This window comes from Polynucleobacter sp. AP-Elch-400A-B2, assembly GCF_018688355.1.
GTDB lineage: Bacteria > Pseudomonadota > Gammaproteobacteria > Burkholderiales > Burkholderiaceae > Polynucleobacter.
Genome location: NZ_CP061317.1, coordinates 950,694 through 976,438 on the forward strand (window position 1 = coordinate 950,694; position 25,745 = coordinate 976,438).

Here is a 25,745-nt window from a genome sequence, read left to right on the forward strand (position 1 = left end):
CATGAGCCAATCATTTGACGTAGTAGTAATCGGCGGTGGCCCTGGTGGTTACATCGCTGCGATTCGTGCGGCGCAACTCGGCTTTAAGGTTGCCTGCGCTGAATCAAATTCTTTTGACGATCCAAAGGGTGAAATACGCCTTGGCGGAACTTGCTTGAACGTCGGCTGTATTCCTTCTAAAGCCTTGCTTGCCTCTTCTGAAGAGTTTGAGAAAGTTAGTCATCACCTAGCAGACCACGGCATTACCGTTGGATCAGTGAAGTTAGATTCCGGCAAGATGATTGCTCGTAAAGATGCGATTGTGACCAAGATGACTGCTGGTATTCAGTTCTTGTTTCGTAAAAACAAAATTACCTTATTAAAAGGCCATGCGTCTTTTGAAGGTAAGGGTACTGATGGTTATCAAGTCAAAATTAACGGTAAAGATAAAGAAGTGATTACCGCTAAAAACGTGATCATTGCTACTGGATCTAAAGCGCGTCATTTGCCAGGCATTCCTGTTGATAACGTGTTGATAAGCGATAACGAAGGAGGTCTCAAGTTTGATTCCATTCCGAAGAAGCTTGGCGTCATTGGTGCTGGTGTAATCGGCCTGGAGCTCGGATCTGTATGGCGCCGTGTTGGTTCTGATGTGACGATTCTGGAGGCGCTCCCCACTTTCTTGGGTGCATGTGATCAAGGTATTGCAAAAGAAGCACACAAGATCTTCATCAAGCAAGGCCTCAAGATGAATATGGGCGTCAAAATTGGTGAAGTTAAGGCAGATAAAAAAGGTGTTGTAGTTAACTACACTGATAGCGAAGGCAAGGCTCAGAAGTTGGAGTGCGATCGTTTAATCGTTTCTGTTGGCAGGGTTCCCAATACGGACAAACTAGGTCTCGATAAGATCGGTCTAAAAGTGGATGAGCGTGGGTTTATTCCAGTTGATGACCATACTTGTGCAACAGCAGCGCCTGGCGTTTACGCTGTGGGTGATGTCGTGCGTGGGCCGATGTTGGCTCATAAAGCTGAAGACGAAGGTGTGCTCGTTGCTGAAATTATTGCTGGTCAAAAACCACATATTGATTACAACTGTATCCCTTGGGTGATTTATACCGATCCTGAAATTGCTTGGGTTGGTAGAACTGAAGAGCAGCTTAAGCAGGCTGGTATTGCTTATAAAGCAGGACAGTTCCCATTCGCAGCGAACGGTCGTGCCCTAGGCATGGATCGTGCTGATGGTTTTGTCAAAGTATTGGCCGATGAAAAAACAGATGAAATCTTGGGCGTTCACATCATTGGACCGAATGCTTCTGACTTAATTGCTGAAGCGGCCGTAGCAATGGAATTTAAAGCAGCAGCAGAAGATATTGCACGTATCTGTCATCCACATCCAAGTCTATCGGAAGTGGTTCGCGAGGCAGCATTAGCGACGGATAAACGTGCATTAAACATGTAATTGAAAGCATTAGAGTACTACCATCAAGAGTTAAAGGCGCGCGGGTATCAAAGCGATCCCGCGCAGCTCGCTGCTATTGAGCGTTTGCAGCGCTGCGAAGATGAGTGGGTTGCTTACAAAGAAATTCGCAACAGTGGTTTAAAAAAGAAACTCTTTAAACCAAAACTCCCTCGTGGCGTCTACTTATGGGGCGGAGTCGGTCGCGGCAAATCCTTTTTGATGGATATCTTTTTTGCTGCATCCCCTCTAGAGAAAAAGATCCGTATTCATTTTCATGAATTTATGCGAGAAGTGCATCGCGAGCTTCATGAGCTCTCTGGTATGGCAGATCCACTGGATGAACTTGCCAAAAGAATTGCCAATAGATACCGGCTCATCTGTTTTGATGAGTTTCATATTAATGACATTGCCGATGCCATGATTTTGTATCGCTTGCTGAGCGCACTCTTTGAAGATCGCGTCCAGTTTGTGATGACCTCAAATTATCAGCCTAACCAGCTTTATCCCAACGGCTTGCATCGCGATCGCTTGCTGCCGGCTATTAAGCTATTGGAGGAGCAGCTTGATGTCATGAATGTCGATGCTGGCAATGACTATCGCCGCGTGCAGATGGCTCAAGTTGAGGCTTACCTGACACCAGTTAATGCCGCAAACCATGCGATCTTGATGCAGATGTTTAAAGGCTTAATTGGTAATGAAAAAGAGACTGCCCGTCCAGTACTGCGGATTGAATCTCGAGAGCTAAGGCCCGTACATATGGCCGAAGGGGTGGTTTGGTTTGATTTTCAAACACTGTGCTGTGGCCCAAGGTCACAAAACGACTATTTGGAGATTGCTAAGCTGTTTCATACGGTAATTTTGTCTGGGGTGCCTTATATGCCCCCCAGAATGACCAATGAAGCTCGCCGCTTTATTTGGCTGATTGACGTTCTCTATGACCATAAAATCAAACTAATCATCTCTGCAGAGGTCCCGGCGGCCGATTTATATACCGAGGGCCAGATTACCAGTGAGTTCTCCAGAACGGTTTCTCGTTTAATTGAGATGCAGTCTCGTGATTACCTGGATGCACCTCGCCGGGTAATTGATACCAGCTTGACCTAAAATAGGGTGATGACTAGCAATTCCAGCCTAAACGCAGATTTACACTGCCACTCCGTTGTTTCTGATGGCACGCTCACGCCTGAGCAGTTGGCTGAACGCGCCTATGCTAACGGAGTGCGTTTATGGGCATTGACCGATCATGATGAGCTGGGTGGCCAAGCGAGGGCACAGATTGCTGCAAGCGCACTGGGTATGGACTATTTACCTGGGGTCGAGATTTCGGTAACTTGGATGGGGCAAACCATCCATATCGTTGGCCTAGGCATTGATGCTAGCCATACAGGGATTCTAGAGGGCTTGCGTCGCACTCGCGAAGGACGCGGTAATCGCGCGAAGCAGATGGCCGAACAATTATTGAAAGCTGGGATACCTGGTGCCTATGAAGGTGCATTGCTTTTTGCGGGTAACCAAGAACTGATTTCTCGTACCCACTTTGCACGCTTTCTGGTGGAGCAGGGCATTTGCAAAGATACTGACCAGGTCTTTAAAAGATATCTGGTGGAAGACAAGCCGGGTTATGTGCCGCACCTCTGGGCAACACTAGATGATGCGGTTGCCTGGATTAAAAGGGCGGGGGGTGCTGCTGTGATTGCGCATCCTGGCCGTTACAAACTGAACGCTATGCAGATGGATGAACTCTACAAGCACTTTAAAGAAATCGGCGGCATGGCCATTGAAGTCATTACTGGCAGTCATAGTCCGAATCAATATCAAACCTATGGCAAGATTGCTCAGCATTATGGATTTTTAGCTTCTCGTGGGTCCGATTTTCATGACCCAGAGGAAAGTTATATTGACCTTGGTACCTTGCCACATTTGCCGGATCATTTGACTCCAGTATGGTCGCTGTTTCATTAAGCGGCCTTTACACTCAACCTAATTAATTACCCTTAAAGAATAAAGATCAAGATGTTTGCAGAACGTGTTCTCTCTGGCATGCGACCAACAGGTAGCTTGCACCTCGGCCATTACCATGGTGTTTTAAAGAACTGGGTTCGCTTACAGTCCGAGTATCCCTGCTACTTTTTTGTCGCAGACTGGCACGCCTTAACTACCCATTACGAAACTCCAGATGTGATCGAGAAATCGGTTTGGGATATGGTGATTGACTGGTTAGCATGTGGTGTAGATCCGAACCAAGCAACTTTATTTATCCAGAGCAAAGTGCCGGAGCATGCAGAGCTATTTCTATTGCTGGCGATGGGTACTCCTTTGGGTTGGTTGGAGCGCGTGCCAACGTATAAAGATCAAATCGAAAAACTCAAAGAGAAAGATTTACAGACTTACGGTTTCTTGGGTTACCCCTTGTTGCAAGCTGCTGATATTTTGATGTACCGCGCTCAGTTTGTGCCGGTGGGCGAAGATCAAGTGCCACACGTGGAGATGACTCGTGAAGTTGCGCGTCGTTTTAACTATCTCTATGGACGCGAGCCTGGCTTTGAAGAGAAAGCCTTGGAGGCGGTTAAAAAATTGGGTAGTAAGCGCGCCAAAATGTATGCTGAATTGCGTATCGCTTTTCAGGAGCGGGGCGATGAAGAAGCTCTAGAGCAAGCTCAAGCACTATTACAAGAAGCGCAAAGTTTGTCGATGGCTGATCGCGAGAGACTGTTTGGTTTCTTAGAAGGTGCTCGCAAAATTATTCTGCCAGAACCACAAGCTTTGTTAACTTCGGCTTCCCGCATGCCGGGTATCGATGGACAGAAGATGTCCAAGTCTTACGGTAATACGATTAGCATTCGCGAAAAACCTGAAGAAGTGATTCGCTCAATCCGCACTATGCCAACCGATCCTGCCAGGGTGCGTAGAACTGATCCAGGTGATCCTGCGCGTTGTCCTGTGTGGCAACTTCATACGGTGTACTCGAACGAAGACACCAAAACTTGGGTTCAAAAAGAATGCCAATCTGCAGGTATCGGTTGCTTAGAGTGCAAGCAGCCTGTAATTGATGCCATTCTTGCCGAACAGCAGCCCATGTTTGAGCGCGCCCAGAAATACTTGGATGACCCAAGCTTATTGCGCTCCATCATTGCTGATGGTTCCGATAAAGCGCGTAAGGTTGCTCAAGAAACCATGCGCGAGGTCCGAGAGTCCATGGGCTTGGCTTACGACTGAGGCAATCTTGACTGCAATGCATGATGCAATCGCAAATGCTTCGCCTTGGGTGAAGCGTTTTGCTGCAGCAATCCCAACAGAAGGGGTAGCTCTTGACCTGGCCTGTGGCTCCGGTCGACATACTAGCTTGCTTGCTTCTTTAGGTCATCGCATTCTGGCAGTTGACCAAGATATTTCGGCTATTGAGCCCCTGAAAAGTGATGCTGTTCAAATCCAAAAACTCGACCTAGAGGGCTCAGTTTTGCCCTTGCTAGGCCAGCGGTTTTCAGGAATTGTGGTGACGAACTATCTTTATCGACCATTTTTAGAAGAGTTGCCCAAAATGCTATCTGAGGGTGGCGTACTCATCTATGAGACCTTTGCCGATGGGAATGCGGTATTCGGTAAACCTTCAAACCCCAATTTCTTGCTAAATTCAGGGGAATTGCTGGCTTTGGCAGAGCGTTCAGGTCTGAAAGTGATTGCCTATGAGGATATTTATCTCGATCAACCTAAACCAGCGATGATTCAGCGGATTTGTGCCGTAAAAGGGCATTTAAAAGGGTGCATTCCGTTACAATTTGTTGGTTAACATTCAGAAAAATCAGACACATTCAGTGACTAATACAACACAATCCAAAGTCAGTAAAAAGCCTATCGCAGGAAGTATGCCTGCGATTGTGACGCCAATGTTCGAGGATGGAAGTCTGGATTTTCCGGCTTTACGTTCCTTGCTCGATTGGCATGTAGCCGAAGGTTCTGATGGCATTGTGATTGTTGGTACTAGTGGAGAGTCTCCCACGGTATCCGTAGAAGAACATTGTGAGCTCATTAAAGTGACTGTTGATCATATTGCTGGGCGTATTCCAGTGATCGCTGGCACTGGTGGTAATTCCACTACTGAGGCAATCGAGCTAACTAATTTTGCCAAGTCGGTTGGCGCTGATGCCAGTCTGCAGGTGGTGCCTTATTACAATAAGCCAACCCAAGATGGCATGTATGCCCATTTTAAGAAGATTGCAGAGTCGGTTGATCTGCCTGTAATTCTGTATAACGTTCCCGGTAGAACCGTTGCTGATCTTGCTGGCGAGACTACTGTGCGCCTAGCAGGAGTTCCAGGCATCATCGGCATCAAAGATGCTACCGGAAGTATTGAGCGCGGCACTTTGTTATTAGCCGATCTCCAGCGTGCTGGGCACCAAGACTTTTCCGTATTTTCTGGCGATGATCTGAGTGCAGCAATGCTGATGCTGATGGGTGGCAAGGGCAATATTTCTGTAACGGCTAATATTGCACCCCGTTTGATGCATGAGCTGTGTCAGGCTGCAATGTCCGATAATGTCGTCAAGACGCGCGCGATTCAATATCAATTACTGGCTGTACATAAAGCCATGTTTACTGAGGCAAATCCAATTCCTGTGAAATGGGCCCTACATCAAATGGGTAAAGTGACCTCAGGTATTCGATTACCTTTAACCCCTTTGAGTGTTGCCTTACGCGAACCTTTGAAGACTGCATTAAAACAGGCTGGCTTACTATGATGAATTCGATGCAACTCCTGCGCCAACACTGTGCAACTCTACTAATGCTCTCTTTAGTAAGTATTGTTTTGCTTGGCTGTAAATCTGTAACAACGAATGACACGGTCGACTACAAGTCTGCTGGTGCTGTGCGTGGGCCTAATTTATCTTATCCGCCAGACCTGATTACTGCTCAAGCTGACCGTCGTTATATCGTTCAGGATGGTTCTGCCACCATGTCTGAGTACAACGCTGCAGTAAAAAAATCAGTACAGACTCGCAAGAATGTCATGACCGGCATTCCAGGTATGCGTATCGCACGTGATGGAGAGCGTCGTTGGTTGGTTGTAGAAAAGCCAGCTCCAGAGCTATATCCACAAATTAAAGATTTCTGGCAAGAGAATGGTTTCCTATTGGTGATTGACTCACCCTCTACCGGCATTATGGAAACTGATTGGGCGGAGAACCGCGCTAGGATCGCGCAAGACTTTATTCGCTCTGCAATTGGTGGTGCATTAGATTCTCTTTACGATACTGGTGAGCGCGATAAGTACAAGACCCGTCTTGAAGTCAGTAAGCCTGACGAAACAGAAATTTATATCACCCAACGAGGTGCGATCGAAAAATGTACAACCGATAGTACTGGCTCTTGTATATCAACTATCTGGACTGCACGCCCAAATGATCCTGAGCTCGAAGCAGCATTCTTGGCTCGCTTGATGGAGCGCTTGGGTATGACTCAAGAAATGGCGAAGGCTCAGGTTGCAGCACCACTGGGTCCGAAGACACCTAAGGCAAAACTAGTTCAAGAGGGCGTAAATACCGCTTATATCGAGATGGCTGCTGGCTTTGATCGTGCATGGCGTGATACTGGACTTGCCTTAGATCGCTCCAACTTTACCGTTGAAGATCGTAATCGTACGAATGGCGTTTACTACGTACGTTATGTGAATCCTAAAGATTTGGGTGATACCAAAGGATTTTTCACTAATCTGTTTAGCAGCAAAGACGACTCAAGCTTGAAGGCTAAGAAATACCTCGTCGTGGTTAAATCGACTGGTGAAAATTCTTCAAGTGTATACGTTCAAAACGCAGATGGTAAGCCTGAAAATACCGCTGCTGGATTGCAGCTTCTAACATTGCTGACGGAGCAAATGGCTAGATAGGTATTAAAGCTTAGAAAACTGAGTAAATAAAAAAGCCGCTTCTCAGCGGCTTTTTTTCTTCAAGAAGAAGATTACTTCTTAGCGTCAGCAGCAGGTGCAGCTGGAGCGGCTGGAGCAGCAGCAGGAGCGTCAGCAGCTGGAGCAGCAGCAGGAGCAGCAGGTGCAGCTTCAACAGGTTTTGCTTCTTCTTTTTTACCGCAAGCGGCCAAAGCGATTGCCAACATTGCTACGAGTGCTAGTGACTTCTTCATTTGTAATTTCCTCTTAAAAAATTATCATTAATAACCGGTTATTGATACTTGGTAAGTGCAGGGTTCGACCCTAGGTACTTTCCAGCGCTTATTATAGCCATCTACTAAATAAGCGTTAAAAAAGCAGCCATCCAGCTTCAAAAGCCTCAAAAAGGCTGTTGTTCATTCCAATTTTTTCTAAGGAGCCTTTGAACTGTTTACTACTTGCTAGTGAGCGCCAGGCCGCCTTGACAGGGGCGGCTTGACCGCCGGTCATCTCTTCGCCGTTACAGTAAATTCTGGTGCCCAAAGCGAGAAGTCTTGTATTTGGGTGTGCTCGTATAGCTTGCTTGGTAAGTTGGCGTCTAAATTGCTCAGGCGAGAGATTATTGGCGCTTCCATCAAAGTAGGCCTGGGGTTTTGGTTCACTAAGATAGGCAGCTATACCAGGAAGAAACGTTTCTACGCGATCGAGTTTTAAGCTTTTTAACTTTTGCTCTACTTGCGTAATGATTTCTGCTGGAAGTTGCTCCGCATAATGAGTTGCTCCTTGCTTGGGATCCGCAAAGTGCTTATTGAGTTCAGGAATATCTTCCAGCGATTCAGCTAAACGCCATAAGCCTTCTTGTAAGATTTCTTTATAGCTTTGCGATCTAAAACCAACTGACCAAGTTTGACAGCCTGCATCCAAAGCAATGCCATCATGAGCAACATGGGGTGGCAGGTACAACATGTCGCCTGGTTCCAGATCCCATTCCTGCTCGACCCTAAAGTCCTGCAGAATTTTCATCGGCAGATTTGGATTTAAGGTTAAATCCTTTTGCTCAGAAATACGCCAACGTCTACGTCCTGACATCTGGATTAAAAAGACGTCATAAGAATCAAAGTGGGGGCCTACGCCGCCGCTAGGACCGGCAATACTAATCATCAAATCATCTAAGCGCGCATCCGGAATAAAGCGAAACCAGGAGAGTACTTTTGCAGCTGCAGGATGTTTTGCCTCCATACCTTGAATGAGTAGCGTCCAATCTGACTTCTCAATGGAGGGAATCAATTTCTTTTTAAATGGACCGTTTGTGAAAGTCCAAGGCTTTGCCTTAATTAATCTAGACTCCACCGCATCATCAGCCGCTATTTTGAGCAACTCTTCAGGTGATATCGCGCTACCCAAGGGCTCGCCTATTTGTTTGGCAAGCTCAAAAGCGGGGATGGCGCCTCGTACTAATAGCGGCTTCTTTTGCCAATAGGTTTTCATGAACTGCTGAGGGCTATTACCTCCTAGAAGTGCCCAGGGGCGATCTAGTGGGAGGTTTTGGGGTGCCTGTGGTGGATCGTAGGCCTTGCTCAAGTAAAATGCTGTCATATCAGTAAGAAGCTGTTTAAAACACAATGTTGAATGAATTACGCATGAAGATCGAAAAAAATACCGTTGTATCTCTGCGCTACAAATTAACTGATGCGCAAAATAATATTATCGAGGAACCAGACTCTCCGATGGTATACCTGCATGGCGGATATGAGGGCACTTTTCCCAAAATTGAAACTTTATTGGATGGTCAGGATGTGGGCTACGAAGCGAGTATTCAGCTTGAACCTAGCGAAGCCTTTGGAGAGTACGACCCCGAGTTGCTCAAGATTGAGCCGCGTGCACGCTTTCCTGAGCCTTTGGAAGTCGGTATGCAGTTTGAGGGTGTTCCTGATGAAGAAGGGGAAGACTCTGATGATGAAGATGAAGACCCCTTGATCTATACCGTTACCGATGTGGCTGATAGCCAAGTCGTTTTAGATGGGAATCATCCGCTTGCTGGTATGGCTTTACGCTTCTGGGTTCAGGTGGAAGATATCCGAACTGCTACGGATGAAGAGATTGAAAATCAACAGCCTGAGGGCGGTGAAGCATTTACATTTGGAATGCCCGATGATTCAGATGATGGCGAGGATGACTCTGTTGTCCCAATCTCCCACCCTGGTAGCTCATCACCAACTTTGCATTAAGACTAAAGACTACTCCTTAAGCCATTCTTTTAAGACGTCTAGGTCACGCTTGGTGTCGCTAGATTCATTCGTATGTGACGATGGCGTATTGCTCAATTTTGCCAGCGCTTTTTCAAGTGCAGCGATTTTGGCCTCTTGTTCTAGAGTGGCATCAATCAAACCTTTTAGTGCCATAGAAACTGGATCATCTACGTTAGGTGTTACGCCATAGGCTGAGAAGTATTCTTTAGCTTTGCTATCTGGCGTGCTAGCCTGCGGCAAATCAGGATGCAAGATGCGCGCAGGAATCCCGACTGCAGTTGCGCCAGCTGGAATTTCTTTTAAAACTACAGCATTAGATCCAACGCGAGCGCCATCACCTACCGTGAAGCCGCCTAGAACCTTAGCTCCCGCACTGATGACTACACCTTTACCTAAAGTGGGGTGACGTTTTACACCTTTATAGAGGGATGTTCCACCTAAGGTAACGCCTTGATAGATGGTGCAGTCATCACCAATTTCAGTAGTCTCTCCAATCACAATGCCAAGACCGTGATCTAAAAATACCCTGCGACCAATCTTGGCTCCAGGATGAATTTCAATACCAGTGATGAAGCGGGCTAGCATGGATAAAAGACGCGCAATCCATTTCAAACCCATGTTCCATAGACCATGTGATGCCCGATGGATCCAAACAGCATGTAAGCCTGGGTAGCAGGTAATGACCTCTAGGCGATTTCTTGCGGCAGGGTCACGAACAATGATGGAGTCGACTTGGTCGAAGAGCGAATTAAGCATATAAGTTGATTTTAACGGGTAAAGCCCAATCTATTTTTTCAGGAGCATCTGCTTAGCAATGCCCCGGAGCAGGTCGATTTCTTCTTTATGGAGGCGTGTTCTGGCAAACAGCGCTTGTAAGCGGGGCATGAGTTTCTTGGGGTTAGTGGGATCAAGGTAGCCAATGGCCTCTAGACCCTCGCGCCAGTGCTCCAGCATGGCAGCAACAGCTGCAGGATCCGCATAATCCACCGGCTCAGTATCAGGGCTTGAGGGTGTAAGCCCCAACCCCTCTCCCAGGGATTCTCTGAGGGTGAAGGCGCAAACCATGATGGCTTGGGCCAGGTTTAGGGAGGAGTAGAGTGGGTTCGCATCAAGCCAGACGCGATGGGTGCACAGTGAGAGGTGGTGATTATCTAGCCCAGTGCGCTCTGGCCCAAAGAGGAGGGCAACTTGCTGATTACCTGCGATAGCTGCCTGTACTAATGGGCGAGCATCTTGCCAATTTAATGCTGGTGGTCCGAATTCACGATCACGACTGGTGAGTCCCAAGACAAGAGTGCAGCCTTGAACGGCTGAGTCCAAAGACGAGGTCTCTTGACTAGATTCCAAGACATCGACCGCACCACTGGCTAGAGCAATGGCCTCGGGCGTCTGGGCAACCCCCGCAATCTTCGGCGCAATCAGGCGCAGATCACTAAACCCCATGGTTTTTAGTGCACGGGCTGTCGATCCCACGTTTCCTGGGTGGCTGGTTTCAACTAAAACCCAGCGGAGTAACTGTGCTTGTGAGGCATTCATATCAACAGGAGTTCTCTAGTGGCTTGGGATTTCAATGTAGCAATCGTTTAGAATCAGAGTGTTAGCTCCTTATTGTCCCGCAGTTTGCAATCTGGTGAGCTTGTTCTTATTTAATTTGTCCATCAATACTATGCATCCCATGTTAAATGTGGCCGTTAAGGCTGCCCGTCGTGCCGGAACCGTGATTAATAGAGCCTCTCTAAATTTAGAGCGACTTCAGGTTGACCGCAAACAACATAATGATTTCGTAACTGAGGTGGACAGACAAGCTGAAGCGGCCATTATTGAAACGCTCAGCGAAGCCTATCCTTCACATGGATTCTTGGCGGAAGAAACTGGCGCCCAAAACATTGACGCTGAAAACGTTTGGATCATCGATCCGCTCGATGGCACAACCAACTTTATTCACGGCTTCCCGCAATATGCAGTTTCCATTGCACTATCTGTAAATGGGGTAACCCAACAAGCAGTAGTGTATGACCCAACACGTGATGAGTTATTCACTGCTACGCGTGGTGCAGGTGCTTATTTAGATCGTCGGCGTTTACGCGTTGCCTCGCAAGATCGTTTAGCCAATTCATTGTTAGGCACTGGTTTTCCTTATCGCGAAGACCAGGACTTAGAAAAGTATTTAAAAATCTTTGCAGATATGTCGCGCCAGTGTGCTGGTCTACGTCGTCCTGGTGCAGCATCTCTTGATTTAGCCTATGTTGCTGCTGGTCGTTACGATGGATTTTTTGAAAGTGATCTTAAGCCATGGGATATGGCCGCAGGCGCTTTATTGATTACTGAGTCAGGTGGACTTGTCGGTAACTACCGCGGTGAAGAAGGCTTCCTGCAAAGTGGTGAAGTAATGTGCGCAAACCCCCGTATCTTTGCTCAGATGGTGCAGTGCTTATCCAAATATTCCACCAGTTAATTCGGTGCCAGTATTAAGTTTTGATTAGGTCGGCGTAACGTACACCGTCTTGATTAATGAGTAGGGCGCTTGCGCGTGGCCGCCCACTCTCGGGATGATCTAAATCCCAGTCTGATAGAACCCAGCGTTGCCATTCTTGATCTTGTAGATGCTCTTGATGGTGTTTTGGCAGATGGGTATGACCATGTATCAATTGATTCCCAGCTTGATCCTTAAGAACTGCTGCGCAGGCAGTCAAGGTGACATCCGTTTTTGCTTGCGCCTCAGCTGAAGACTGCATTGATCGTTGATATTGCACGCCACTATTGCTGCGCAGATGATTAGCAATCGAGCGGCGCCAGCTTAGAGGTAATCTCAAGAATAGTTTTTGGATCCAGGGTTTACGAACCCAGCTACGGAAAATTTGGTAGCCAATATCTGCCGTGCAAAGCGAGTCGCCATGACAGAGAATATATTCAGAGCCTGCAATATTCATCTTGCTGGGATCAGGCAAGAGTGTCATGCCGGTTTTACTTAAAAAATGCTTGCCAACTAAGAAGTCGCGATTACCGTGAAGGTAATAGGTTTTTACTTTGGTGGACAGTGTTGCCAGCGCATTTTTTACCTCTTGTTGAAAAGGTGAAAGTAAAGCGGCGTCATCCCCAACCCAATACTCAAATAGGTCGCCCAAGATCAATACAGACTCTACCTTGGGAGCATCTTTTTCGCAAAAATCAAAGAAGCGTTGCGCCGTCAAGGGCATTGACGGCGTGAGATGTAAGTCAGAAATGAGCAGCGCGCTCGCGTATTGCGGAATCATTCCTCGAGAACACTTACCTTTTCAAGGAGGATATCTTCTGCAGGAACATCTTGATGAAAGCCGGCATTACCTGTCTTGACTTTACGAATGGCATCAACCACATCAAGACCATCAGTGACTTTGCCAAATACAGCGTAACCCCAACCTTGAGCATTAGGAGCGGTGTGGTTTAAGAAGTCATTGTCATTGACGTTAATAAAAAATTGCGCTGTTGCAGAGTGCGGATCGCTTGTACGAGCCATAGCCACTGTGCCACGATCGTTCTTGAGACCGTTGTTGGCTTCATTCTCAATTTGGGCGCCAGATTTTTTTTCTTTCAGGCCAGCAGTCATGCCGCCACCTTGAATCATAAAATTATCAATCACGCGATGGAAAATCGTGCCATCGTAGTGACCGCTTTTGACGTACTGCACAAAATTAGCAACAGTCTTTGGGGCTTTAGCAGCATCCAGTGTGAGCGTGATGTCGCCCTTATTCGTTTTGAGCAGAACTTTGGTCATGATGAATTCACTTTCTATGTGTTGGGGGGGTAAAAATACTAAAAAATTATTTTGGAGTAGGTGCCATGGGTGCAGTCACCTTTTTAGATGGCTTCAGTATCTCCACTAATGCTTTTGCGCGATTGGTATATTGACGCTGATTTAAGACCGCATCCTTTGCGGCATTGTCATAGGCCTGGGCAGCAAGGCGAATATAGACCTCGCCTAAATTAGCAGAGGCAACTGTATAGCTCGGGCGTAATTTCAAGGCGAGCTCTAAATAATCTCTTGCCTCAATCCAGTTTCCTTGATTTGCTGCTAGCGCAGCCAAGTTGTTGTACGGCTCAGGTAGCTCCGGAAATTTCTGGGTAATTTCAACTAAGGTCATTTTGGCCTCTGCCCACTGGCGCATTTCAATCTGCATACGCGCTTTGACGTAACGTAATTGAACATTACCGGGTGTTTTCTTGAGTTGCTTATTAATGCTATCGATAGCTTCAGGATATTTCTTGGCTTTGACCAACTTTTCAATGTCGGACGGAACCCCATTTTTAGTTACGGGATCAGGCTCAATAATTAAAAAGGATAAAAACGGAACAGCAACAGAATCTGACAGTTCAGCATTAAATTGATCATAGCTAGCGTCATTACCAGCTAGTCTTGGGGGGTCATTCGGGCCATAAGATCCTAGATAGGGCGCTTGAGCACCTTGAGCGCCAGCGGGGGAGCTATTAAGGGCCTTAATTTCAGCCTCTGCTAACTGTTGCCCAGGGGTGCTGCAGCCCACAAGGAGTAAAACGGCAAAAATGGCGCACAAGCTACCCAGTTGGGCTGGACGTAGTGAAAAATGGTTAGCTGACATAAGGTTTGGGGTGAAAAACGGGCTCATTCGATATACTCAGCGCTCAGTCTAACAAATTGGCGCTACTTGCCCACCTTTATAGCCCCCATGCTGCAAATCTATAACACCCTCAGTCGTTCCAAGCAGGCCTTTAAACCCATTGAGCCGGGCAAGGTGAAGATGTATGTCTGCGGAATGACGGTTTATGACTTTTGCCACATTGGCCACGCCCGGGTGATGATTGTCTTTGACATGGTGGTGCGCTGGCTACGTGCGTGTGGCTATGAGGTTGTTTACGTCCGCAATATTACCGACATTGATGACAAGATCATCAAACGTGCGATTGAGAATGGTGAGCATATTTCCGCTTTGACACAGCGTTTTATTGACGCGATGCATGCCGACTCAAATGAATTGGGCTTGATGCACCCCGATCATGAGCCTCGTGCAACCGATTACATCGGGCAAATGCAGGGCATCATTGGTCGCTTGATTGAAAAAGAATTAGCCTATCAAGGCGAGGATGGCGATGTCAATTTTGCCGTTCGTTTGTTTCCAGAATACGGTCGCCTTTCTGGCAAATCTCTAGATGAATTAAATGCCGGTGAGCGTGTCGCTGTTGGCGGTGGCAAACGAGATCCATTGGATTTTGTTCTATGGAAGAGCGCTAAACCAGAGGAGCCTGCGGATACGCGTTGGAAATCTCCTTGGGGAGAAGGTCGTCCTGGATGGCATATTGAATGCTCAGCCATGTCATGTGATTTGCTAGGCGAACATTTTGATATTCATGGTGGCGGTGCGGATTTGCAGTTTCCACACCATGAGAATGAGATTGCTCAGAGCGAAGGAGTTCTCTACGGCCAAGATCACCAGGCTAGCGATGCGCCTTTTGTAAATTACTGGATGCATAACGGGCATATTCGGGTAAACGAAGAGAAGATGTCCAAGTCATTGGGTAATTTTTTCCTCATTCGTGATGTCTTGAAGAGCTTTGATCCTGAGGTCTTGCGTTTCTTTATGTTGCGTGCCCACTATCGCAGCCCAATTAACTATAGTGATGCACAGCTTGAAGAGGCTCGTGCTGGACTGGTTCGTCTTTACACCGCTTTAGCCCAAGTGCCTTTAAGCGGTAAACCTGTAGACCCCCATTCACCATGGGCTCAGCGCTTTGCTGAGGCAATGAATGATGACTTCAATACACCTGAGGCAGTCGCAGCTCTATTCGATCTAGCCACCGAAGTAAACCGTGCGCAGGGCGAAGACAAAGTGCAGTTAGCTAATACGCTCAAGGAGTTGGCTAACACTCTCAATTTCTTGCAACGTGACCCGATCGTATTTTTGCAAGAAGGATCCCGAGGTGGCGATGCAAGCTTATCTGCTGCCGCTATTGAAGAGCAGATTGCAGCACGAGTAGCCGCAAAGCTAGCTAAGGATTTTGCTAAGGCTGATTTAATTCGCAAGACTTTATTGGATCAGGGCGTAGTATTAGAAGATAAGCCTGGTGGTATTACCGAATGGCGTAAAAGTTAATTGAAGAATATTTATTTTGAGTAAAGTTGCACAGCAAGTCATCATTGAAGAAATTGCTCCCGATTATTGGGAGCAAGCTTGTGCAGAGCTGATGAAGCACGATCGTATTTTAAAAAAACTGATTCCAAAATATGGCTCAGGTTTTTTGCGGACACGTGGTGATGCATTTACTACCCTAGCAAGATCGATCGTTGGCCAGCAAATTTCAGTTGCTGCAGCTCAGTCTGTCTGGACTAAGGTTTTGTTAGCATCTAAAAACAAAGTAAACCCTAAAAATATTCTGACCCTAAGTGTTGATGATTTGCGTGCAGCGGGATTATCAGGTCGCAAGGTGGAATACATCCGTGATTTGGCTGAACACTTTGATTCTGGTCGTTTGCATGCCAATCAGTGGAAGGGTATGGAAGATGAGGCCATCATCAAAGAATTGTGTGGGATTCGGGGAATTGGTCGCTGGACAGCGGAAATGTTCTTGATTTTCAACATGATTAGGCCAAATATCCTCCCCATGGACGATGCCGGACTGATTAAGGCCATTTCCCTCAACTACTTCAGCGGAGAGCCTGTGAGTAGGCATGAAGCGCGTGAAGTAGCTGCAAATTGGGCTCCTTGGCGTACGGTAGCTACTTGGTATATGTGGAGAAGTATCGACCCCAAGCCAGTTGAATATTAAAATCAGACTATGAAAACGACTTTCCTGGATTTTGAGCAGTCAATCGCTGAACTAGAGTCAAAGATTGAAGAGCTGCAATTTGTGCAAGATGAATCATCGGTAGATATTTCTGATGAGATCAAAACGCTGACTGAAAAAAGTCAGCAACTCACTAAAGACGTCTATGCCAATTTAAGCCCATGGCAAGTTTCTCAAGTGGCGCGTCATCCTCAGCGTCCTTACACCCTAGATTACGTTGGCGCCTTGTTCACCGATTTTCATGAACTTCATGGTGATCGTAATTTTGCAGACGACCAATCCATTATTACTGGCTTAGCCCGTTTTCAGAATCAGCCCTGCATGGTCATTGGCCATCAAAAAGGCCGTGATACAAAAGAGCGTGCCTTAAGAAACTTTGGCATGAGTCGCCCTGAGGGTTACCGAAAAGCAAAGCGTGTTATGCGCTTGGCGGAAAAATTTAAATTACCGGTGTTTACCTTTGTTGATACGCCGGGTGCATTTCCGGGGATTGATGCAGAAGAGCGTAACCAATCAGAAGCGATTGGCCACAACCTTTATGTTCAAGCAGAATTAGAAGTACCAATCATCGCGACGATTATTGGTGAGGGTGGCTCCGGTGGTGCACTAGCGATTGCGATGGGTGACGTGGTGTTGATGTTGCAAAACTCAACTTACTCAGTAATTTCACCCGAAGGCTGTGCATCTATTCTTTGGAAGACTGCAGATAAGGCCCCTGAAGCTGCTGAGCAATTAGGTTTGACTGCACAACGTTTAAAAGCGATTGGCTTGATTGATAAGATCGTCGCTGAGCCTATTGGCGGCGCACATCGCGATTACGACACGATGATGAATAATATGCGCAAAGCTTTGGCTGAGTCACTCAAGACTTTTGATGGAATGAAAGTGGATGCGCTACTAGAGCGTCGCCATGAACGCTTGATGAGCTATGGCAAGTTCAAGGAAATCGAAGCCAAGTCTTAAGGCGGCTTCACCAGCGGCCAAACGAATTGGGCTTGCCTTAAGCGGTGGGCTTGATTCCGTTGTCTTGCTTGATACCGTTTGTAAGGCAGTCAAAGCAAACTCCAATGACCCAACTGAGGTTTGGGTATTTCACATTCATCATGGCTTACAAAAGTCTGCTGATCAATGGCTAGAGTTTTGTGAAAAGTTAGCTAAAAAATACCAAGTGCATTTTGATTTCCGTCTACTGCACTTTGCTGATTCATCTCAGGGCAATATTGAAGCCCGAGCAAGAGCGGAACGCTACGATGCCTTGACTGATTTATGTATCGAACATGGCATTGAAGATTTGCTGCTTGCGCACCATCAAAACGACCAAGCTGAAACTGTGCTCTTGCAACTCCTACGTGGCTCTGGCGTAGCCGGTCTGTCTGGTATGCCTCTCCATCGTGCCAACGCAAACCAGGGCGGCCCTATTACTCTCTGGCGCCCATTGCTCAATCAAAGCAGGGCAGAGTTAGAGGCCTATGCCAAAGAACACAAGCTTAAATGGGTGGAGGATCCCAGCAATCAAAATACACGCTATCGACGCAATGCTATTCGTAAAGACATCATTCCGAGGTTGGAAAAAATTCAGCCTGGTGCCATTTCCAACTTAGCTCGCAGTGCTACTGTATTGGCTCAATCCCAAGTATTGCTCGATCGCCTAGCGAAGCAAGATGGAAAAAATATCTTTGAAGGTAATAAGGTAAAGCTAGCCCCTCTCTTAGCCCTTGCTAAGATAGATCAACCTGCTGCGAATAATGTCATGCGTTATTGGTTGAGGTTAAATGATCTGGCAATGCCATCCCAGGAGCGTCTTGAGTCTTGGTGGAAAGACCTGAAGGCTGTAAAACCAGACTCGAACTTGGAGTGGCAGCATGATGAGGCGAATATTTATTTGTGGCGCAATGTCTTACAGATTACTCATTGCAAGGCAGGGCGCTGGGTTTTTCAAAGCGTGCCTGCAAGAAGTAAGTTGCTTGGCTTGCCTGCTGATTGGGTCAATGCAGCCCAAGAGCAAGGGCTGATTGAGGAAAGACTACGCCAGGGTGCAGAAAAGCTACAAATTAAGCCGAATACCCCGCGCAAAACCCTCAAGAATCTCTTTCAAGAATCAGATACGCCACCTTGGGAGCGACAGGCTCCGCTGCTATATATAAACGATCAACTCGTAGGCGTTGCTGGGGTGGGGACGAGTTACCCGCATTTAATCTCATCAGGAAAAAGAGTTCTGCCTTCCTGGGAGTTGCTGTAACTCAGTAAAGCCCACCAGATTCTTTTTGGTGGCGAATGGCATTGACCAGAATCATATTGCTTGATTCTTCAAAACTATATAGGGCGACATAGCCACTCTTTCCGCGTGAGATTACTAACTCTCTCAGGTGGGCATCGCATAGGCGTCCTACGAGAGGATGTCTCGCTAGGATTTGAATCGCTTCTTCAATGAGTTCGATAGTGTGAAACGCAGCATTTTTGTCATTTTCAATTAGGAAGTCAGTAAGTCTCTCTAAATCATCAACTGCTTGCGGTGCAAAAACAATTCTTAGCAATTGCTAACCTTCAGTGTGGATTTTTTTCCAGTGATGCGGGCTTTCATGGCCTCGAAAACTTTATCTGATTCGTAGACCTTACCATTCTTCATAACCCCTTCGCGAGCAATGTTGGCCTGCTGAATGAAGTTTCTGCGTATTTCCGCATTGATGCTGGCTTGCTTGATTGCTTCCACCATAAATGCATGGGGGGTCATGCCCAGTTCTTTGGCGGCATTTGCAGCTTGCAGCTTAATTTCTTCTGTGAGCTTTAAAGAGGTTGTGCTGATAATGCTCATAATCGGTCTCCTGGTGTTACTTAGGTAACACCAAATCGTATAGTCAGATTGATCTACTGTCAATCACCTTAGTTTTGAGCGATAAAAACCCTGTAAAATAAGCCCCTTTTAGACCCTAGGGAATGTAATTCCCTGTAAATAGACAATACAACGGTTTTTATGGCTCTTATCGTTCATAAGTATGGCGGCACCTCAATGGGCTCGGTTGAGCGCATTCAGAACGTCGCTAAACGCGTTGCCAAATGGATGCGTGCAGGTCACCAGGTGGTTGTGGTGCCTTCAGCGATGTCCGGCGAAACCAATCGTTTGCTTGGTTTGGCAAAAGACATCAATCCCGATGCAAATCCTCGCGAACTCGATCAAATTGCCTCCACAGGTGAGCAAGTTAGCTCTGGCTTATTGGCCTTGGCTTTATTGCGTGAAGGTGTTGATGCAGTGAGCTATGCCGGTTGGCAGGTAACTGTCCATACAGATTCCTCATTTACTAAAGCGCGCATCAAGAGTATTGATGACAAAAAAATCCTGGCTGATCTCAATGCTGGGCGTGCCGTAGTTGTTACCGGTTTTCAGGGTGTTGATCCCAATGGCAATATCACTACTTTAGGTCGTGGGGGTTCTGACACATCAGCTGTTGCCATGGCTGCAGCGCTCAAAGCAGATGAGTGTTTGATCTACACCGACGTGGATGGTGTCTATACAACTGATCCACGTGTTTGTGAAGATGCGCGTCGCCTAGACAAGATTACTTTTGAAGAGATGCTGGAGATGGCAAGTCTTGGTTCAAAAGTGTTGCAGATTCGTTCAGTGGAGTTTGCTGGTAAGTACAAAGTTAAAACCCGTGTTCTGTCATCACTGACAGATCCGTTGATGCCTTTAGACCAAGAGATGAAGTCGGGCACCTTGATTACATTTGAAGAGGACAGTACTATGGAAGCCGCAGTTATTTCCGGCATCGCCTTTGCGCGTGATGAAGCAAAAATTACCGTTCTGGGAGTTCCTGATCGCCCAGGTATCGCCTATCAAATCTTGGGTCCGATTGCGGATGCCAATATTGACGTGGACATGATTATTCAGAATCAATCATTTGAAGGTAAGACAGACTTTACCTTTACAGTTCCACGCGCTGATTATCAAAAGGCATTGGACTTGCTCAAGAAGAATGTGCAGGCCCACATTGAAGCAAAAGAAATTAATGGCGATCCTAAGGTCTCAAAGGTATCTGTAGTTGGTGTAGGCATGCGCTCCCATGTGGGCGTTGCCAGCAAAATGTTCCGCACATTATCCGAAGAGGGCATCAATATCCTCATGATTTCTACCAGTGAAATCAAGATTTCAGTAGTGATCGACGAGAAATACATGGAGCTAGCTGTACGTGCTCTGCACAAGGTGTTTGAGCTAGATCAGAAGTAAAAGAAACCTCTGGGTAGCGGTTATCCGTTACACTATGGTTCGTTGTACTAGTATGGAATACGGAGACGTGGCCGAGCTGGTCGAAGGCACTCCCCTGCTAAGGGAGCATCGGGGCTAAAACTCTGATCGGAGGTTCGAATCCTCTCGTCTCCGCCATGTACCATAGAAGAGCCCCTAACCATGGGGCTCTATTTTTTTGTCATTCGATATTGCATTAATACAGTTCAGTCCAGAGAGGCACCTGATGCTTTTACGATCTTTGCCCAACGCGTAATATCTTCTTGCAGTTGTTTAGCAAATTCTGCTGGAGTCATGTTTGCGAGCTCTACTCCAGTGGCTTGCAGTTTTTCTTTTAACTCAGGATTGGTCAAGGTTAACTGCATTTCCTTTTGTAGTTTATCGATCACTGGCTTAGGCGTGCCTTTAGGTGCAAATAAACCTATCCAAAGAGTTCCAGAAAAGCCTGGAATCTTTTCTGATATAGATGGGACCTCGGGCAGCAGGGGCGAGCGCTTTGAAGAGCTCACACCTAGAGCAACTAATTTTTGAGTATTGATGTATTGCAAAACAGATGGCAAGCTAGCAAAAGCAATTTGAATTTGCCCACCCAAGAGATCATTGAGTGCGGGTGCAACCCCCTTGTAAGGAATATGTTGCAACGATATCCCATAACTTTGATTCAGCATTTCACCTAAGAGGTGATTTAGCGTCCCATTGCCAGCTGATGCAAATTGGTAAGTCTCTGGAGGTTTTGATTTAACTAACTTTAAAAAATCATCTAGATTCTTAGCTGGAAAATTAGCATTTACTACTAAAACATTCGGAACTGATCCGACCATGGCTAGAGGAATAAAGTCATTAACTGGATCAAATCCTGGATTTTTATAGAGGGCCGGATTAATCGCTTGCGCACTACTAATCGTCATTAAAAGCGTATGACCATCCTTCGGGGCATTGGCAACAAACTGAGTGCCAATATTGCCGCCAGCCCCTGGTTTATTCTCGACAACCACAGAGGCTTTGATTTGCTCCCCGAGCCGCTGTGCAACTACTCGACCCACAATATCATTTGTTCCGCCTGGTGCTTGGGGAACAATAATGGTGATTGGTTTATTTGGATAGGCAGCTGCTAAGCTAGCAAATAAGCAGAAACAAGTCAGTAGTCCTAATTGCAGGAGGCGGTTCATTAGAGTCTCTTTAATTTGAAATAAGGTTAAAAAATACCTCAATATGATCCAGTAGGGAAATGGGTGCTGACCCTGAGTGTTGTTAGGTGTATTTCCCGGTGATTCCCCCATCCACTACCAGTTCAGTCCCGGTAATGTAGGCGGCAGCATCCGATACCAGGAAGGCGCAGGCGTGAGCCACATCCCATGCTGTTCCTGATCTACCCATAGGAACTTGCTTATCCCTAGCAGCACGAGCCTCATCTAGGCCATTTTCAGAGAACATCTTCGCTACGGTATTGGCAATACGTGGGGTATCAATCAAACCGGGCACCACCGTATTGGCACGAATGCCTTGACCTGCGTATTGCTGAGCAATCATCCGAATAAATTGGGTGTTGGCTGCCTTAGTGACGCTATAGGCTAAATGTGGATAGCCCATGTAGCGCATACCCGCTACCGATGAAATAGCGAGAATATTTCCCGTGCCTCTGGATGCCATTTCAGGCAAAACCTCATGAGCTGCCAGCAAGAGACTGCGTACATTCACTTTATGAATGCGATCAAAATCCTCAGCACTCGTCTCCATGGGTCCACCAACTTTACCGATGCCTACGTTGTGATGCAAAACATCGATAGGACCAAATTGATTACGAGTCTCACTAAAAAGTCGCTTCACTTCATCCTCTTCAGAAACATCACCGACAAAGGTCTGTGCAATGCCACCTTCTCGCAGAATGATCTTGGCGGTTTCTTCTGCAGAGGCTGCATCTCGATCAACTACACAGACATTAGCACCCAGTCTGGCGTAAGTGACGCAAGATGCTCTACCAATACTCCAACCCGGTCCAGCCGAGCCGCCGCCAGAAACAAAAATAGTGCGACCAGTCAGATCAGTTGGCAAGCCGGGATGATGTGCAGTTGAGTTCATTTATTGATGTAGTCCTACAGTCATGCCACCACAAACATACACTACTTGACCGGTAGTAAATCCGGCACGTTGATCTAGTAGAGAAGCAACAATATGCGCCACTTCCTCAGGCTGACCTATGCGACCCAGGGGTACGCTTTCTAGAATGCGTTGCGTAGCAGGTGCACCTGGAGGGTTTGCACTCTGAAAGAGCTCTGTTGCTATAGGGCCAGGTCCAATGGCATTCGCAGTGATGCCATCGGCTGCAAGCTCTAAAGCCAATGTGCGCGTGAGCCCCAGTAAGCCTGCTTTAGAAGTGGCATACGCAATGCGCTCTTCTTTGCCTAAAGCTGCGCGACTAGAGATATTCACAATCCGTCCAAAGTGAGCGGCTTTCATGGTGGGGAGAAGTTCCTGTACGCAAATAATGGCTGCCGCGACATTCACATTCATCACTGCATAAAAATCTTCAATGCTGGTGTTTTCAATTGTGGCAGGGCGCACAATGCCTGCATTATTGACTAAACGGGTAATGGAATGTTTTGATATTACCTCTAACATCGTACTTCGCAATGCAGTTTCATTTGATACATCGACCTCATAGAAACTCTCATGAGTAGAGATTTCTTTGGGAGTAATTTTGTCAAAGTTAATGACATGCATCCCATCGGCAATCAGACGCTCTGCAATTGCTCGCCCGATACCGCGGCTAGCGCCTGTAATCAATACACATTCTTTAGCTACTTGGGTTTGAGAGGCCATGCTTAGCCAATCTTATTGGCGCCATCCACGAAGGGAATGGCATGTTCAACGGTATCCCAAATAAAACGGCCAGAGGGACTTTGTTGCTCTTCAACAATATGGGCTACCAAACCTGCTGAGCGTGAGATAACGGCAAAGCCGCGCATGACCGCAGTCGGAATGCCGATCTCACCCAGCAGCGCAGCTACCGCACCAGTAGCATTGATCGTAATCGGGCGACCAACTACCGTATCAACGGCTTTTGATAAGATTTCCAGTGCGCGGATCTTATCGCCCTTGAGGTCTGGTTCAGCCCGACCCATTTCCAATAATTTGTATGCACGTGGGTCTACGGGTTTATGAAGATGATGCCCAAATCCCGGAACGGCTGCCTTGATCGCTTTGTAATGTTGCGCTATGTCGAGTGCTTCTGCCTCAGGATTACTTGCCGCTGTAATCCGATCTAATAAGCCAGAACAATTTTCCATGGTGCCAATGAAAGAACTGCCGACAGCCAGCAAGCCAGCCGATACCGCTCCTTGAAGATTTTCTGGAGCGCTCATGTAAATCAATCGCGTTGCAATTGCGCTAGGTGTGAGGCCATGCTCCATGAGAACAATGAGCACAACGTCAGTAATTCGAATATCTACAGGTCGTGGAGTTCTGCCTAAGATTTGCATCAACATCACTTCAGTAAACGTTTTTTTCCCCATCAAGTCTTCGACAAGGTCTGCATCGCGATAGTGCAGGTTTGTAAGGGTATGAGTACACAAACTCGTTACTGGTGTTTTGCTAGATGAATTAGTCATGATGGCTTAATTAAGAATGTGTTGAAGAGTTAAGAATGTTTTGGAGGACGGCGCTCTTGAGTAATTTGCCCACATTAGAGCGAGGCAGACTGTCATAAAAGTGGATCCGTTTTGGTGTCTGAACTGGGCCCAAAAGTTCTCGCACAAACGCAATCAGCGCTGCCTCATCCGCTTGCTGCTCAGGGCGAAGTTGTACTGCGGCTTGCACGCTTTCTCCCCACTTATCATCTGGTACGCCAAAAACAAGACATTCATGAACGGCGGGGTGTTGGCTTAAAGCATTTTCAACATCTACTGGATAGACATTAAATCCGCCAGTAATCACAATATCCTTGAGACGGTCTTTTAAGTAGAGGTAGCCACGCTGATCAATCAGACCGCGATCGCCAGTGTGAAGCCAACCGTTAATGATTGTTTCTGCAGTTTTTTCTGGCATGCGCCAGTAACCTGTCATGAGAAGATCGCCACGTGCTACTACCTCCCCGATTTCGCCTGTGGGAAGGAAGCTGCCGTCGGGTGCCATGATGGCGACATCAGTAAACCAGGTAGTGCAACCTACGGCAGCCCAATTTTGAGGATCTTCAAAATCCTCTGGTTTCATGACGGTTAGTATTTGAGGGGCTTCAGTTTGACCATAGGTAGTGCAAAGCACGGGACCAAAAAATTCCCGTACAGCACGCACTTTTTCAGCAGGCATTGGAGCACCACCATATATCAGCCTACGTAGCTTGGGAAAATCTTTGCGTGAGGCATTGGGTAATGCCATCAACATGTATAGCAATGTTGGTGGCATAAAGGAGGCGGTACCTCCGCGCTCTCTAAAGGCTGTGCGAACTACTTCAGCACCGGCTCCGTCTAAGATGACATGACATCCGCCTTGCGCAAGAATAGGCAAAATATAAGTTGATGTACCGTGAGTAATTGGCGCCGCAACAATGTAGCGCTCTTGCTCATCAAAGCCCCACGACTGAATCTGGTTAGTAATATTAGCTAACCAGGCGCGATAGGGTTGCATTACCCCTTTTGGAGCGCCTGTAGTACCGCCAGTAAATTTGATGGCTTGAGTGGCATCTAAAGGCAAGTCAAATGACGGGAGTGGGGCGCCATCGTGACCTTGGATCAGGCTACCCATCGTTTTGCTTGATGCTTGCCCATCATCCATGCTGGTCAGAATAAAAATACCTGGGGCATCAGTTAGTAAGTCATCTAAGGCTTGATCATGAATGATGAGGCTTGGTTCTGTGATGTCGATGATGCGTCGTATTTCAGGTCGAGTACTTTTAGGGTTGAGTGGAACCCATACTTTTCCTGAGGCAAGTACTGCTAATAGGGCGATGATGTGCTCCGCGCTATTGCCAGAGCAAATTGCTACACGGCTTTGAAGATGGGGATCCAATTCCACAAGGGCGCTAGCAAGCGCCTTAACTTTGGAGGCCAATTCTTCATAGCTAATCGGGCCGGTAGGCGTATCGATGGCTGTACGCTTTGGCCAGCGCAAAGATGCTCGCCAAAAGAAGTCGATTGGAAACATGCGGGG

The 25,745-nt window shown here is 47.0% G+C and carries 28 protein-coding genes and 1 tRNA gene; 15 read left to right on the forward strand and 14 right to left on the reverse strand.

Annotated features, from left to right (window positions below; translation table 11 throughout):
* Nucleotide 1: 1 nt before the first annotated feature.
* From lpdA to bamC, 7 genes are all read left to right on the forward strand, one after another.
* A complete protein-coding gene (lpdA, locus tag FD977_RS04920; protein WP_215306827.1) occupies nt 2-1,438 on the forward strand; it encodes a dihydrolipoyl dehydrogenase in 1,437 nt (478 codons plus the stop codon).
* Nucleotides 1,439-2,542, forward strand: a complete 1,104-nt coding sequence (gene zapE / locus FD977_RS04925; protein ID WP_215306829.1) for a cell division protein ZapE — start codon at nt 1,439-1,441, stop codon at nt 2,540-2,542.
* A 9-nt stretch (nt 2,543-2,551) separates the two neighbouring features.
* A complete protein-coding gene (locus FD977_RS04930; protein WP_215306831.1) occupies nt 2,552-3,400 on the forward strand; it encodes a 3',5'-nucleoside bisphosphate phosphatase in 849 nt (282 codons plus the stop codon).
* Nucleotides 3,401-3,451: 51 nt separating this feature from the next.
* Nucleotides 3,452-4,654, forward strand: coding sequence for a tryptophan--tRNA ligase (locus FD977_RS04935; protein WP_215306832.1), 1,203 nt, complete (start codon nt 3,452-3,454; stop codon nt 4,652-4,654).
* 16 nt (nt 4,655-4,670) lie between these two features.
* A complete protein-coding gene (locus FD977_RS04940; protein ID WP_215307052.1) occupies nt 4,671-5,225 on the forward strand; it encodes a bifunctional 2-polyprenyl-6-hydroxyphenol methylase/3-demethylubiquinol 3-O-methyltransferase UbiG in 555 nt (184 codons plus the stop codon).
* A 76-nt stretch (nt 5,226-5,301) separates the two neighbouring features.
* Nucleotides 5,302-6,174, forward strand: a complete 873-nt coding sequence (gene dapA / locus FD977_RS04945; protein ID WP_215307053.1) for a 4-hydroxy-tetrahydrodipicolinate synthase — start codon at nt 5,302-5,304, stop codon at nt 6,172-6,174.
* Complete coding sequence (gene bamC / locus FD977_RS04950; RefSeq protein ID WP_215306834.1) at nt 6,171-7,319, forward strand: outer membrane protein assembly factor BamC; 1,149 nt, start codon at nt 6,171-6,173, stop codon at nt 7,317-7,319. Before dapA ends, bamC begins: the two co-directional genes overlap by 4 nt.
* Nucleotides 7,320-7,390: 71 nt before the next feature.
* Here bamC and FD977_RS04955 read toward each other — a convergent pair whose 3' ends face one another.
* Nucleotides 7,391-7,570 (reverse strand): hypothetical protein, encoded by a 180-nt coding sequence (locus FD977_RS04955; protein WP_062308574.1) that lies wholly within the window; start codon nt 7,568-7,570, stop codon nt 7,391-7,393.
* A gap of 115 nt (nt 7,571-7,685) precedes the next feature.
* Nucleotides 7,686-8,912 carry a cupin domain-containing protein gene (locus tag FD977_RS04960; protein WP_215306836.1) on the reverse strand — a complete coding sequence of 409 codons (1,227 nt, stop codon included), beginning with the start codon at nt 8,910-8,912 and terminating at the stop codon, nt 7,686-7,688.
* Nucleotides 8,913-8,956: 44 nt separating this feature from the next.
* Here FD977_RS04960 and FD977_RS04965 point away from each other — a divergent pair, with 44 nt between their 5' ends.
* Nucleotides 8,957-9,544: a peptidylprolyl isomerase gene (locus FD977_RS04965; RefSeq protein ID WP_251369577.1), complete on the forward strand. Its 588-nt coding sequence runs from the start codon at nt 8,957-8,959 to the stop codon at nt 9,542-9,544.
* Nucleotides 9,545-9,553: 9 nt separating this feature from the next.
* Here the strand turns inward: FD977_RS04965 and cysE are convergent, their stop codons facing one another.
* Complete coding sequence (cysE, locus tag FD977_RS04970; RefSeq protein WP_215306840.1) at nt 9,554-10,321, reverse strand: serine O-acetyltransferase; 768 nt, start codon at nt 10,319-10,321, stop codon at nt 9,554-9,556.
* A 30-nt stretch (nt 10,322-10,351) separates the two neighbouring features.
* Nucleotides 10,352-11,101, reverse strand: a complete 750-nt coding sequence (locus FD977_RS04975; RefSeq protein WP_215306842.1) for an RNA methyltransferase — start codon at nt 11,099-11,101, stop codon at nt 10,352-10,354.
* Nucleotides 11,102-11,231: 130 nt separating this feature from the next.
* Here FD977_RS04975 and FD977_RS04980 point away from each other — a divergent pair, with 130 nt between their 5' ends.
* Nucleotides 11,232-12,020: an inositol monophosphatase family protein gene (locus FD977_RS04980; RefSeq protein WP_215306844.1), complete on the forward strand. Its 789-nt coding sequence runs from the start codon at nt 11,232-11,234 to the stop codon at nt 12,018-12,020.
* Between the two features lie 13 nt (nt 12,021-12,033).
* Here FD977_RS04980 and FD977_RS04985 read toward each other — a convergent pair whose 3' ends face one another.
* The 3 genes from FD977_RS04985 to FD977_RS04995 are packed head-to-tail and all read right to left on the reverse strand — an operon-like array spanning nt 12,034 to nt 14,160.
* Nucleotides 12,034-12,819, reverse strand: coding sequence for a UDP-2,3-diacylglucosamine diphosphatase (locus tag FD977_RS04985; protein WP_215306846.1), 786 nt, complete (start codon nt 12,817-12,819; stop codon nt 12,034-12,036).
* Nucleotides 12,816-13,319 carry a peptidylprolyl isomerase gene (locus FD977_RS04990; protein WP_215306848.1) on the reverse strand — a complete coding sequence of 168 codons (504 nt, stop codon included), beginning with the start codon at nt 13,317-13,319 and terminating at the stop codon, nt 12,816-12,818. The genes FD977_RS04985 and FD977_RS04990 overlap by 4 nt, the downstream gene beginning before the upstream one ends.
* Nucleotides 13,320-13,365: 46 nt before the next feature.
* Complete coding sequence (locus FD977_RS04995) at nt 13,366-14,160, reverse strand: tetratricopeptide repeat protein (protein WP_215306849.1); 795 nt, start codon at nt 14,158-14,160, stop codon at nt 13,366-13,368.
* A gap of 87 nt (nt 14,161-14,247) precedes the next feature.
* On the opposite strand from FD977_RS04995, the gene cysS reads away from it, so the two are divergent.
* From cysS to tilS, 4 genes are read left to right on the forward strand one after another with little or no spacing between them, the layout of a single operon-like run.
* Nucleotides 14,248-15,669, forward strand: a complete 1,422-nt coding sequence (gene cysS, locus FD977_RS05000) for a cysteine--tRNA ligase (protein ID WP_215306851.1) — start codon at nt 14,248-14,250, stop codon at nt 15,667-15,669.
* A gap of 16 nt (nt 15,670-15,685) precedes the next feature.
* On the forward strand, nt 15,686-16,342 hold the full coding sequence (locus FD977_RS05005; protein WP_251369551.1) for a DNA-3-methyladenine glycosylase: 657 nt from the start codon (nt 15,686-15,688) through the stop codon (nt 16,340-16,342).
* Between the two features lie 9 nt (nt 16,343-16,351).
* Entirely contained in the window at nt 16,352-17,323 is a 972-nt protein-coding gene (locus FD977_RS05010) for an acetyl-CoA carboxylase carboxyltransferase subunit alpha (RefSeq protein ID WP_215306853.1), read from the forward strand.
* Nucleotides 17,289-18,599, forward strand: coding sequence for a tRNA lysidine(34) synthetase TilS (gene tilS, locus FD977_RS05015; protein ID WP_215306855.1), 1,311 nt, complete (start codon nt 17,289-17,291; stop codon nt 18,597-18,599). Before FD977_RS05010 ends, tilS begins: the two co-directional genes overlap by 35 nt.
* Nucleotide 18,600: 1 nt before the next feature.
* Here the strand turns inward: tilS and FD977_RS05020 are convergent, their stop codons facing one another.
* Both FD977_RS05020 and FD977_RS05025 read right to left on the reverse strand, forming a co-directional pair.
* Nucleotides 18,601-18,894, reverse strand: coding sequence for a type II toxin-antitoxin system RelE/ParE family toxin (locus FD977_RS05020; RefSeq protein WP_215306857.1), 294 nt, complete (start codon nt 18,892-18,894; stop codon nt 18,601-18,603).
* Nucleotides 18,888-19,172 carry a hypothetical protein gene (locus tag FD977_RS05025; protein ID WP_215306859.1) on the reverse strand — a complete coding sequence of 95 codons (285 nt, stop codon included), beginning with the start codon at nt 19,170-19,172 and terminating at the stop codon, nt 18,888-18,890. The genes FD977_RS05020 and FD977_RS05025 overlap by 7 nt, the downstream gene beginning before the upstream one ends.
* Before the next feature lie 159 nt (nt 19,173-19,331).
* On the opposite strand from FD977_RS05025, the gene FD977_RS05030 reads away from it, so the two are divergent.
* Together FD977_RS05030 and FD977_RS05035 are read left to right on the forward strand one after the other, a co-directional pair.
* Nucleotides 19,332-20,582 (forward strand): aspartate kinase, encoded by a 1,251-nt coding sequence (locus tag FD977_RS05030; RefSeq protein ID WP_215306861.1) that lies wholly within the window; start codon nt 19,332-19,334, stop codon nt 20,580-20,582.
* Between the two features lie 61 nt (nt 20,583-20,643).
* Nucleotides 20,644-20,738, forward strand: a tRNA-Ser gene (locus FD977_RS05035).
* Between the two features lie 68 nt (nt 20,739-20,806).
* Here FD977_RS05035 and FD977_RS05040 read toward each other — a convergent pair.
* The 5 genes from FD977_RS05040 to FD977_RS05060 all read right to left on the reverse strand — a co-directional run bounded on the left by FD977_RS05040 (nt 20,807) and on the right by FD977_RS05060 (nt 25,739).
* Nucleotides 20,807-21,769 carry a tripartite tricarboxylate transporter substrate binding protein gene (locus tag FD977_RS05040; protein ID WP_215306863.1) on the reverse strand — a complete coding sequence of 321 codons (963 nt, stop codon included), beginning with the start codon at nt 21,767-21,769 and terminating at the stop codon, nt 20,807-20,809.
* 82 nt (nt 21,770-21,851) lie between these two features.
* Nucleotides 21,852-22,679 carry an SDR family NAD(P)-dependent oxidoreductase gene (locus tag FD977_RS05045; RefSeq protein ID WP_215306865.1) on the reverse strand — a complete coding sequence of 276 codons (828 nt, stop codon included), beginning with the start codon at nt 22,677-22,679 and terminating at the stop codon, nt 21,852-21,854.
* Complete coding sequence (locus FD977_RS05050; RefSeq protein ID WP_215306867.1) at nt 22,680-23,420, reverse strand: SDR family oxidoreductase; 741 nt, start codon at nt 23,418-23,420, stop codon at nt 22,680-22,682. It lies immediately after the preceding gene.
* A 2-nt stretch (nt 23,421-23,422) separates the two neighbouring features.
* Entirely contained in the window at nt 23,423-24,208 is a 786-nt protein-coding gene (locus tag FD977_RS05055) for a citryl-CoA lyase (protein ID WP_215306869.1), read from the reverse strand.
* Between the two features lie 10 nt (nt 24,209-24,218).
* Nucleotides 24,219-25,739 carry a class I adenylate-forming enzyme family protein gene (locus FD977_RS05060; protein WP_215306871.1) on the reverse strand — a complete coding sequence of 507 codons (1,521 nt, stop codon included), beginning with the start codon at nt 25,737-25,739 and terminating at the stop codon, nt 24,219-24,221.
* Nucleotides 25,740-25,745: the final 6 nt, after the last annotated feature.